Source organism: Terrabacter sp. AAH1 (assembly GCF_054456855.1).
The window spans coordinates 293181-304047 of sequence record NZ_JBTJJV010000003.1 but is presented as its reverse complement, the minus strand read 5'-3'; the positions used below and the strand labels follow the sequence as shown (position 1 = coordinate 304047).

The following is a 10867-nucleotide window of genomic DNA, read 5'->3' as shown; positions in this document are numbered from 1 at the left end:
GCGACGTCAGGGGGCAGCGCCGCACTCCTCAGCGGTACTCGGGGTTGTGCCAGCCGAAGTGCTCGCCCTCGTTCCACGCCGACCGCTGGTTGCCGTAGGCCGGCACGCCGCCGGCGTCGTGCAGCATGCGCGCGAGGTGCATGAGGTTCCACGTCATGAACGTCGTGTTGCGGTTGGTGAAGTCGTTCTCGGGGCCGCCGCTGCCGGGGTCGAGGTAGCTCGGTCCGGGCCCGGCCTCACCGATCCAGCCGGCGTCGGCGTTGGGCGGGATGGTGTAGCCGACGTGCTGGAGGCTGTAGAGGACGTTCTGCGCGCAGTGCTTGATGCCGTCCTCGTTGCCGGTGATGAGGCACCCTGCGACCCGGCCGTAGAAGAGGTACTGGCCCTTGTCGTTGAGCTGCCCGCTCAGCGAGTAGATCCGCTCGATGAACCTCTTGGTGACGCTGGAGTTGTCGCCCAGCCAGATCGGGCCGGCGACGACGAGGATCTGGCTCTCGAGGATCCCCGGGTAGAGGTCGGGCCAGGCGTCAGTCTCCCAGCCGTGCTCGCGCATGTCGGGGTAGACGCCCGTCGCGACGTCGTGGTCGACGAGACGGATCTCGTCGACGGCGACGCCGTGCTCGCGCATGATCGCCGTGCTGGCGTCTACGAGACCCTGCGTGTGGCTCAGCTCGGGGCTCTTCTTGAGGGTGCAGTTGACGTACGTGGCCTTGAGGCCCGTGAAGTCCCAGTCGGTCATGGGACGACTCTCCTCCCGGCGGAACGGGCCGGGTGGAGAATCGCCACACGGCCGTCCTACATCTGGTCGGGTGACTCCAGGCCGAGCAGGTCGAGGCCGGTCGTCATGACCCTGAGGACGAGGGCGCACAGGGTCAGCCGCGACTCCCTGACCTCGTCGAGCTCGGCCTTGAGCACCGGGCAGTTCTCGTAGAACGCGGAGAACGCCTGGGCCAGCTCGAAGAGGTAGCTCGCGAGCCGGTGCGGCTCGTAGGTCGCGCCGACCTCGGCGACGACGTCACCGAAACCGAGCAGGTGCATCGCCAGCGCACGCTCGTGGGGCTCGCCGAGGATCAGCGTCGCCTGCTGGGCGGCCGGGTCGTGGCCCACCTGGCGGAAGATCGACCGGATGCGGGCTACGACGTACTGCAGGTACGGGCCCGTGTTGCCGGTCAGTGCGAGCATGCGGTCGAGGTCGAAGACGTACTCGCTGTCGTGCGCGACGGACAGGTCGGCGTACTTCACGGCACCGATGCCGATCTGGCGCGCGATGGTCGCGCGCGTCGCGTCGTCGAGCTCGGGCCGGGCCTCGTCGATCACCGACCGGGCCTTGTCGACGGCCTCGTCGAGCAGCGCCATGAGCCGCAGGGGCTTGCCCGAGCGGGTCTTGAGGATCTTGCGGTCGTCGCCCAGCACGTTGCCGATCTGCACGTGGGTGGGCGTGACGTCGTCGGGCAGCCACCCGGCCTTGCGCGCGGTGTCCCACACCATGTTGAGGTGCAGCGCCTGCGGGGCGCCGATGACGTAGAGCACCCGGTGCGCGTCGAGGTCGTGGACGCGGTACTTGATGGTCGCCAGATCCGTTGTGGCATAGCCGTACCCACCGTCCGACTTGCGGATGATGAGTGGCACGGGCTTGCCCTCGCGGCCGGTGTAGCCGTCGAGGAAGACGCACAGGGCGCCGTCGGACACCTCCGCGATGCCCCGCGACTCGAGCTCCTCGCAGATGCCGGGAAGCGCGTCGTTGTACATCGACTCGCCTGCGAGGTGCAGGTCGGTCAGCGTCACGCCGAGCGTCGAGTAGAGCTTGTTGAAGTAGACCTTGGAGAGGTCGACGAGCTCGTTCCAGAGCCGGAGGGTCTCGGGTTCGCCGGCCTGGAGCAGCACGACCCGCGAGCGGGCGCGCACGTTGAAGTCACCGGCACTGCCGGCGGGCTCGGCCTTCTCGGCGGCGTCGAACTTGACGCGAGCCGACTGGTAGAACGCGTTGGGGTCGGTGACGAGCAGACCTGCCTCCTCAGAGCCCTCGCCGACCTCGAGCAGGTGCTCGATGAGCATGCCGAAGGGCGTGCCCCAGTCACCGATGTGGTTCTGCCGGATGACGTTGTGGCCGAGGTGCTCGAGGGTGCGGGCGATCGAGTCGCCGACGACCGTGGTGCGCAGATGGCCGACGTGCATCTCCTTGGCGACGTTGGGCGCCGAGTAGTCGATCGGGATGTTCTGCGCCGTCTCGAGCGGGACGCCGGTGCGCTCGTCGGCCTCGACGTCCTGCAGCAGGCTCGCGAGCCAGGTGTCGGTGAAGGTGAGGTTGATGAAGCCCGGCCCACTCACCTCGACCTTGTCGCACACACCGGCGAGGTCGAGCGCGTCGACGATCTTCGACGCGACGTCACGCGGCGGCATACCGACCTTCTTGGCGAGGGCGAGCGCGGCGTTGACCTGCACGTCGGCGAACTGCGACGGACGCAGCACCGGGTCGGCCTCGCGGAAGTCGTCGCCGAGGGCGGCGGCGATCGCGGACTGGACCTTGGGCGTGAGCGCGACGAGCGGTGAAACCATGCGGGCCAGTCTATGAGCGCGCGTGGAGTGCCCGCGCCACCGTTTCAGCGGGGCGCGGGCAGCTCACTCACTCGCCGCGCTTGGTGAAGCCGGCCCGCCGGGCCGCCTCTTCGTTGTAGAACCAGACGTCGGGCTCGGCGTCGTCGTAGCCCTCGTCGTCGGGCCCGAGGAAGGTCGTGCCCTCACGGGTCCCCTTGATCGCATGGCCGAGCGGCTGCGCGCCGTCGCCGATCGGGGCCGCGGAGCCGAGACCGAAGCCGCCGTCGACGACCTCGTCGAACTCCGAGACGCGCCGGCCGCTCGAGGCCGCGGTCGCCTGCGCGGGCCCCGCGTCCTCGTCCGCCGCCCCGCCTGCGTATGCCGTGTCGCCGGTCTGCGTCTGCGTGCCGGCCGAGTCGGTGGCCGAGTCGCCGGCTGAGTCGGTGGTCGCGTCGGTGGTCGCGTCGGTGGTCCTGTCTGCGTCGCCTTCCTCGTCCGGGTAGGCCGCCTCGGCGACGTCGGACGCGGGCTCCGCGTCCTGCCGACGCGGCTCCTCGGAGGTCGACCCCACCGGCTCGTCGACGTCGGACACCTCGTCGCTCTCGTGCGAGTGCGGAGCCATGTCGACGTCCTGCCCCTCGTCCGAGGGCTCGTCGCTCTCCTCCGGGCCGCGCTGCCCGGGCGTCGTGGCCCACGGCTGGCCACGATGGTCGCCCGGGTCCTCGGCGGGGGTGCCGCCGTCGGCGATCAGCTCGTCGCGGTCGTCGAGGGCCGGCACGTCGACGTGGTCCTCGTCGTCGGCACCCTTCGGTTCCGACTTCGGCTCGACCTCTGACTCGGACTCTGACGTCGATGCCGACTCCGACGCGACGCCGTCGTCGACGTCACCTTCGTCGGTGCCCGCCGGAAGCGTGTCGTCCGCGGCCTCGCGGGTCTCCGTCGCGGACACCTCGTCCTCGCCGGTGGTGCGTTGGGCCGTCGCCTCGTCGTTCGTCTGCTCGTCCACGGGGTCACCATCCACGGTGTCGTCGGAGTCGGCTCCGGCGTCGCCGGGCTCCCCCTCCGCATACCCAGCACCGGCACCCGCCATCGCGGTTCCACCTCCGGCCCCGGCACCGTCCTTCTCGGTGACCTCCTCGCGACTCGCCTCGTCTGCACCGGCCTCGTCTGCACCGGCCTCGTCGCCGACGGCCCCGTCAGCAACAGCCTCCTCGCCACTGCTCTCGTCGCGAGTGGCCGGGTGGCTGTGTCCGGCTCCCGGGTCGGACGGCTCCCAGGCCGGCTCCTGGTGGCGGCTCGTGCCAGCAGCGTCCGCCGACTCGTCCGCCGACTCGTCCGACACCTCGGACGTGTCCTCGGCGGCTACTGAGGTCGTGTGCGCGGTGGCGTCGGTTGCAGCCGCTTGCTCCATCGGCTCGGGGGCCGAAGCGGACGAGGGGGCGAACGGGTTCTCGGCGTCGGCGAGGTCGTCCTCGTCGTCATCGTCGTGGGCGGCTGCGAAGGTCGCCCCACCGGCACCTGCGGCGAGCCCACCCGCAGCACCAGCCGCTCCGCTGGATCGCTGTCGGGACGAGTCCTCCTGACCCGGAAGACGGTTGCCGTCCTCGTCGATCCGGTAGCCCTCGTCGTCGGTGCGCACGTCCGGGTCGACCCGGTCGGCCTGGCGCTCGAGGTCCGCGTGCTCGGCGCGGGCCGACTCGGCGGTGGCGGCGTGGTGGGCGGCCTGCTGCTCGAGGCGTCGCGCCTCGTCGGCCCGTCGCTTCGCCTCTGCGGCTATGCGCTCGGCCTCGGCCCGCGCGTCCTGCGCCATGGCGGCCGTCACCGACGCGCGGTCCTGGCGTCCCTGCACCTCCGGCAGTCGCTCCTCCACGCGGGCGCGTAGCTCGCCGGCCTCGAAGCGACGGGCCTCGACCTCCCTGCGCCGCCCGGCGTTGACGAAGAGCCAGACGATGATGCCGATGACGACGACCGCCACCGCGATCCAGAGCACCAGCTTGACGGTGTCGGACATGTCAATCCCCTCACGGTTTGCGGACCTTCTCGACCGGTCCCCTCGGAAACCTACTGCGAGAGCACGCTCGAGCGGCGGGTAGCGCGCCGTCGGCCCCGACGTGTCTGTCGACGCGCAGACGAATCGCCTTGCGCCGTGCCCTCGTCCGGCGAGGGTGTGAGGTCAGCCGAGCCCGAGCTTCTTCGCCGTGGTCTCGCGCATCTCGACCTTGCGGATCTTGCCGGTGACCGTCATCGGGAACTCGTCGACGATCTCCACGTAGCGCGGGATCTTGTAGTGCGCGAGCTGACCCGTGCAGAACTCGCGGAGCGACTCGGCCGTCAGCGGGGTCGCGCCGTCCTTCATGCGGATCCACGCGCACAGCTCCTCGCCGTACTTCTCGTCGGGCACCCCGATGACCTGCGCGTCGAGGATGTCGGGGTGGGTGTATAGGAACTCCTCGATCTCACGGGGATAGACGTTCTCACCGCCACGGATCACCATGTCCTTGATGCGACCGGTGATCTCGACGTAGCCGTCGTCGTGCATGACGCCGATGTCGCCGGTGTGCATCCAGCCGTCCTCGATGGCCTCCGCCGTCTTGTCGGGCTGCTCCCAGTAGCCGAGCATCACGGAGTAGCCCTTGGTCATGAACTCGCCGGCCTGGCCGCGCGGCAGCGTCTCCCCCGTGACGGGGTCGGCGATCTTGATCTCGAGGTGCGGCCCCACGCGGCCGACGGTGCCGACCTTCTGCTCGAACGTGTCGTCGGTGCGGTTCTGCGTCGACACCGGCGAGGTCTCCGTCATGCCGTAGCAGATCGTCATCTCCTCGATGCCGGCGGCGATGAGCTTCTTCATCAGCTCTGCGGGACAAGGGGATCCGGCCATGATGCCGGTGCGCACGCTCGACAGGTCGTAGGAGTCGAAGTCGGGCAGGTTCCACTCGGCGATGAACATCGTCGGCACCCCGTAGAGCGAGGTGACCTTCTCGTCTTGCGTCGCCCGCAGCGTCGCGGCCGGGTCGAAGCCGGGTGCCGGGATGACCATGCACGCGCCGTGGGTCGTGCACGCGAGGTTGCCCATGACCATGCCGAAGCAGTGGTAGAAGGGCACCGGGATGCACACCCGGTCGGCCTCGGTGTAGTCGCACAGCTCGCCGACGAAGAAGCCGTTGTTGAGGATGTTGCGGTGGCTGAGCGTCGCGCCCTTCGGGAATCCCGTTGTGCCAGAGGTGTACTGGATGTTGATGGGGTCGGTGTTCTTCAGGCCGCCCTGGACCCGCGCCAGCTCATCGGCGGAGACCTCGTCGGCCCGCGCGAGCAGCTCGTCCCAGTCGCTGGTGCCGATGTAGACGACGCGGCCAAGGGCGGGGACCTCCTCGCGCACCTCGTCGACCATCTGCCGGTAGTTGCTGGACTTGAACGACTCCGCGGCGACGAGGGTGGAGATGCCCGCCTGACCCAGGACGTACTGCAGCTCGTGCGCCCGGTAGGCGGGGTTGATGTTGACGAGGATCGCGCCGATCTTCGCGGTCGCGTACTGCACCAGCGTCCACTCCGAGCAGTTCGGCGCCCAGATGCCGACCCGGTCGCCGGTCGCGACGCCGACGGCCAGCAGCGCACGAGCCAGCCGGTCGACGTCGGCCTGCAACGCGGCATACGTCCAACGCTTTCCCTGCGTGACGTCGACGAGCGCCTCCCGGTCGCCGAAGCGCGCGACCGTCGCATCGAAGTTGTCGCCGATCGTCTGCTCGATGAGCGGCGGGTCGGTCTCGCCCCGGGTGTGCGACAGCGTGGCGTCGAGGGTGTCGAGAACGTCGGTCATCGGGTGCCTCCGTGCGGCCGTGGACGGTTCACCCACACCCAACCCCGGCGTCCCCCTGCGCGCAAGGGATGTGCGCCGTTGCGGTCGCCACACCCCGACCACCTATGCCGTCAGGCGGGCTGCGTCTGCATCTTCAGCTGGGCGGCCCCGTCCCCCCCGAGCCGCTCGAGCGCGATCCGGCGACCGGTGACGAGCAGGAGGAGCGCGGACGCGGGCCCTGTGATCCGGGGGCCGCTGCCTGCAGCCCAGTCCACGTCCGTCGCGACGAGGCGGTAGCCGTCGAGCGGCAGCTGCCTGAAGACCGAGCCGGTCCACCCGTGGCGCGTGGCCCAGATGTGGTCGACCGCGATCCCGGCCGCCGTCGCACGCATCTCGAGGTCGAGTCCGAGTGGGATCGCGATGTCCTGGGCGTGCACCAGGGTGTCCGACAGGCTTCCGGCCGGAGCGATGAACGAGTTGTGCCGCCGCGACCCGATGCCGGCCCGGATCAGGTCGATGATCTCGCCGGTGGGCAGGGCCGCCTGCAGCCGCGCCGAGCGGTCGATCATCCGGTTGAGGCTGCCCGCCCTGAGCAGGCTCGGGTGGGCGGCCACGAAGCGCACGACGTCGGCCAGGTGCATCCGCTGCCCCGTGAGGTGCGCCGCCACGTGGCGCACCGTCCAGCCCTCGCAGAGCGAGGGGTGGTCCCACTGGTCGTCGGTGAGCGCCTCGAGCATCGCCACCGTGCGGCGGCGCTGGTCGTCGACCTCCGACCAGATGAGGTCCAGGTCCGGTTTCACGGCTGTGCTTGCCATTGCAATCCCCTTCTGCCACAGATTCTCTCGCTCCACGCCCATTCGCGGAACGGATCGCTCAGGTGAAGACGGGCGGCCGCTGCCGCGTCCGCTTCAGCTCGAAGAACTCGGGGTAGCCCGCGAGGAGCCGTGCCCCCTCGAAGACGCGCACCGCATCTTCGCCGCGTGGGATGGAGTTGAGGACCGGCCCGAAGAAGGCGACCCCGTCGATGTGCGTGGTCGGCGTCCCTGCATCTCCGCCGACGGGGGCCACCCCGGCGTCGTGGCTGCGCCGAAGCTCCACGTCAGCCTCCGGGTCGTCGAAGGCCAGGGCCAGGTCCGGGGGCAGCTCCGTGAGCAGGAGGGCGATCTCGATCGCGTGACGAAGCTCCATCGGCGTGTGGTAGCGCCAGCGGTCGAACAGCTCCGCACCGAAGGCGGCATAGAACGCGGGAAGCACCTCGTCGCCGCAGCGTGCGCCGACCGCGGCCATGACGCGCGACGGGCCCCTCGTGGCCTCGATGTTCGCACGGTAGCCGGGTGCGACGTCGGTTCGGTGCTCGTTCAGCAGGTACAGGCTCATCACGTGGAAGCGCAGGTCGAGGGAGATCCGCCTCTCGACCTCGTGGAGCCAGCGTGACGCCGTCCAGGAGTACGGGCACACGGGGTCGAACCAGAGGTCGACGGCGGCCGGTCGCGGGTCCATGGCGCTCTTCTCTCGCTATGATCTAGTTCGACAGTCTGACCAATATAGTTCGTCTGTATGACTAATTTCAAGAGGTTCAATGACATCCGAACCCTTCGTCGGCCTGCTCATGTTCATCGCATCGCGAGATGTCGAGACGCGAGTCGTGGCAGCCATGCGCCGCGCCGGCATCGACGACATCACGCTCGCCCAGGCCCGCGTCGCCGCGCGCATCGGACCGCAGGGCACCCGCCTCTCCGACCTCGCCGAGCAGGCCCAGGTGACGAAGCAGACGGCCACGGCCCTGGTCGACCGCCTCGAGGCCGCCGGCTACGTCGAACGCGTGCCCGACCCCCGCGACGGCCGGGCCCGCCTCGTCCGCCTCACCGACAAGGCCGGGGCGCTCATGCCCGTTGCCCGCGACGAGGAGCAGCGCATCGAGACCGAGTGGGAGGCCCACCTCGGGGCCCGGCGCATGCGCCAGCTGCGCGAGGCGCTCACCCTGCTGCGCGAGATCACCGACCCGTACCGCGATGAGCCCTGAGCGAGCGCCTCACGCAGGGGAGAAGCAGAGGAGGCCCCGGACCGCGTCTCCGCGGGCCGGGGCCTCCTGCTTCTGTCTCAACACAGAGTGCACCCGAAGGGATTCGAACCCCTAACCTTCTGATCCGTAGTCAGATGCTCTATCCGTTGAGCTACGGGTGCGTCATCCGCCCTGTCGGGCGAACGAGAAGTTACCTTAGCGCCTGCGGTCCGCTTCCACGAAATCGGCCCCCACCCGCCCCCGGACGACGGTCGAGATCCCGGTGAGGCGACCCCACGCGTACGCCCTCGGCTCGTGTCGTCCCGACCGGACACCCGACTTCCGTCGACTCTTGAAATTCCTGCAAGAAACCGACAGTGATGCGTCGTAATTCTTGCGCGACGCAAGGGTTGTGAGGCGTCTCACCGCTCGCGTCACCGCTTGCGGTCAAAGGGGCTGCCCCCGACGCGTACCTTGAAGTCATCACGTCATCTGTTCAGCATGTGGACACCTGCAGCCCGATCCGGGCTCGCCCAGGATCCACGTGGGGAGCAGCTTCACACCGGCACGACGTGGTGCCGGGCGGCACCGCGCGCGAAGGGATGGGCCCCGAGTTGACCACGACCCACGAGAAACAGACACACACGACGCACGCGGGCCTGGCCGCATGGGTCGAGCACGTCGCCGAGCTGACCCAGCCGCGCGACATCCGCTGGATCACCGGCTCCCCCGAGGAGTGGACCGAGCTGACCGACCAGCTCGTCGAGGCGGGCACGTTCGTCCGCCTCAACGAGGAGAAGAAGCCGAACTCCTTCTACTGCGCCAGCGACCCCACCGACGTCGCCCGCGTCGAGGACCGGACCTACATCTGCTCGGTCGACGAGAAGGACGCAGGGCCCACCAACAACTGGATGGCGCCCGACGAGATGAAGGCTCGGATGACCGAGCTCTACCGCGGGTCGATGCAGGGCCGCACCATGTACGTCATCCCGTTCGTCATGGGCCACCTCGACGCCAAGGTCCCGATGTTCGGCGTCGAGATCACCGACTCCGCGTACGTCGTCGTCTCCATGCTGGTCATGGCCCGCTGCGGCGACAAGGTGCTGCGCAAGATCGAGGAGACCGGCGCGGCATACGTGCCCGCTCTGCACTCGGTCGGCGCTCCCCTCGCCGAGGGCCAGACCGACGTGAAGTGGCCGTGCTCCGACACGAAGTACATCGTCCACTTCCCCGAGGAGCGCACCATCTGGAGCTACGGCTCCGGCTACGGCGGCAACGCCCTCCTCGGCAAGAAGTGCTACTCGCTCCGCATCGCGTCCGCGATCGCCCACGACGAGGGCTGGATGGCCGAGCACATGCTCATCCTCAAGCTCACGTCGCCCAAGGGGTCGGTCCACTACGTCGCCGCCGCCTTCCCGTCGGCCTGCGGCAAGACCAACCTCGCGATGATCACGCCCACCATCCCCGGCTGGAAGGCCGAGATGGTCGGCGACGACATCGCCTGGATGCGCTTCGGCGAGGACGGGCGCCTGTATGCCGTCAACCCGGAGTTCGGGCTGTTCGGCGTCGCCCCCGGCACCGGCGCCTCGACCAACCCCAACGCGATGGCCACCATCGAGAAGGGCAACTCGGTCTTCACCAACGTCGCCCTCACCGACGACGGCGACGTGTGGTGGGAGGGCATGACCGACGAGCCGCCGGCCCACCTCACCGACTGGCACGGCAACGACTGGACGCCCGAGGACGGCAAGAACGGCACGCTCTCGAGCCACCCGAACAGCCGCTTCTGCACGCCCGCGTCGCAGTGCCCGATGCTCGCCCCCGAGTACGACAACCCCGACGGCGTGCCGATCGACGCGATCCTCTTCGGCGGCCGCCGCAAGACGACCGTGCCGCTCGTCTACGAGTCGCGCGACTGGACCCACGGCACCTTCATCGGCGCGACGCTCTCCTCGGAGACGACCGCCGCCGCCACCGGCGCTGTCGGCGTCGTGCGCCGCGACCCGATGGCGATGCTGCCGTTCATCGGCTACCACGCCGGCGACTACATGAACCACTGGCTCGAGATCGGCAAGAGCGCGGACGCCTCCAAGCTCCCCCGCATCTTCGGCGTCAACTGGTTCCGTCGCGACGAGGAGGACGGCTCGTTCCTCTGGCCCGGCTTCGGCGAGAACAGCCGCGTGCTCAAGTGGGTCATCGAGCGCCTCGACGGGGACGCCGACGCCGTCGAGACCCCGATCGGCTTCGTGCCGACCGAGGGCGCCCTCGACGTCGACGGCCTCGACCTGACGCCCGAGCAGGTCGCCAAGGCGATCGCGGTCAACCCGTCCGACTGGGAGAAGGAGCTGCCCCTCATCGAGGAGTGGTTCGCCACGTTCGGCGACCAGCTGCCCACCGAGCTGTGGACCGAGCTGGACAACCTCAAGGCCCGCGTCGGCGGAGCCTGAGACACCGGTCCACCGCCCGCTTGCCGGCGGACGGCGGACGACGTGATGCAGGGCCCGGCACCGGCAGGTGCCGGGCCCTCCGTCATGCAC

General features: G+C 69.6%; 8 protein-coding genes and 1 tRNA gene. 2 read left to right on the top strand and 7 right to left on the bottom strand.

Annotated features, from left to right (window positions below; all coding sequences use genetic code 11):
• Positions 1-28: 28 nt before the first annotated feature.
• The 6 genes from ACXR8F_RS07480 to ACXR8F_RS07455 all read right to left on the bottom strand — a co-directional run bounded on the left by ACXR8F_RS07480 (position 29) and on the right by ACXR8F_RS07455 (position 7828).
• Positions 29-739, bottom strand: coding sequence for a flavodoxin family protein (locus ACXR8F_RS07480; protein ID WP_458799402.1), 711 nt, complete (start codon positions 737-739; stop codon positions 29-31).
• Positions 740-795: 56 nt separating this feature from the next.
• The gene (gene argS, locus ACXR8F_RS07475) at positions 796-2556 is read right to left on the bottom strand and encodes an arginine--tRNA ligase (protein WP_458799401.1); all 1761 of its coding nucleotides are present in this window, start codon (positions 2554-2556) and stop codon (positions 796-798) included.
• Positions 2557-2623: 67 nt separating this feature from the next.
• A complete protein-coding gene (locus ACXR8F_RS07470; RefSeq protein ID WP_458799400.1) occupies positions 2624-4546 on the bottom strand; it encodes a sunset domain-containing protein in 1923 nt (640 codons plus the stop codon).
• 162 nt (positions 4547-4708) lie between these two features.
• Complete coding sequence (locus tag ACXR8F_RS07465; protein ID WP_458799399.1) at positions 4709-6349, bottom strand: AMP-binding protein; 1641 nt, start codon at positions 6347-6349, stop codon at positions 4709-4711.
• 110 nt (positions 6350-6459) lie between these two features.
• Positions 6460-7143: a maleylpyruvate isomerase family mycothiol-dependent enzyme gene (locus tag ACXR8F_RS07460; RefSeq protein WP_045190761.1), complete on the bottom strand. Its 684-nt coding sequence runs from the start codon at positions 7141-7143 to the stop codon at positions 6460-6462.
• Positions 7144-7201: 58 nt separating this feature from the next.
• Positions 7202-7828 (bottom strand): mycothiol-dependent nitroreductase Rv2466c family protein, encoded by a 627-nt coding sequence (locus ACXR8F_RS07455; RefSeq protein WP_458799398.1) that lies wholly within the window; start codon positions 7826-7828, stop codon positions 7202-7204.
• Positions 7829-7907: 79 nt separating this feature from the next.
• Between ACXR8F_RS07455 and ACXR8F_RS07450 the strand changes: the two genes are divergently transcribed.
• Entirely contained in the window at positions 7908-8351 is a 444-nt protein-coding gene (locus ACXR8F_RS07450; protein ID WP_458799397.1) for a MarR family winged helix-turn-helix transcriptional regulator, read from the top strand.
• Positions 8352-8439: 88 nt separating this feature from the next.
• On the opposite strand, the gene ACXR8F_RS07445 is transcribed toward ACXR8F_RS07450, so the two are convergent.
• Positions 8440-8512: transfer RNA gene (locus ACXR8F_RS07445), tRNA-Arg, on the bottom strand.
• 420 nt (positions 8513-8932) lie between these two features.
• On the opposite strand from ACXR8F_RS07445, the gene ACXR8F_RS07440 reads away from it, so the two are divergent.
• Entirely contained in the window at positions 8933-10777 is a 1845-nt protein-coding gene (locus ACXR8F_RS07440; protein WP_458799396.1) for a phosphoenolpyruvate carboxykinase (GTP), read from the top strand.
• Positions 10778-10867: the final 90 nt, after the last annotated feature.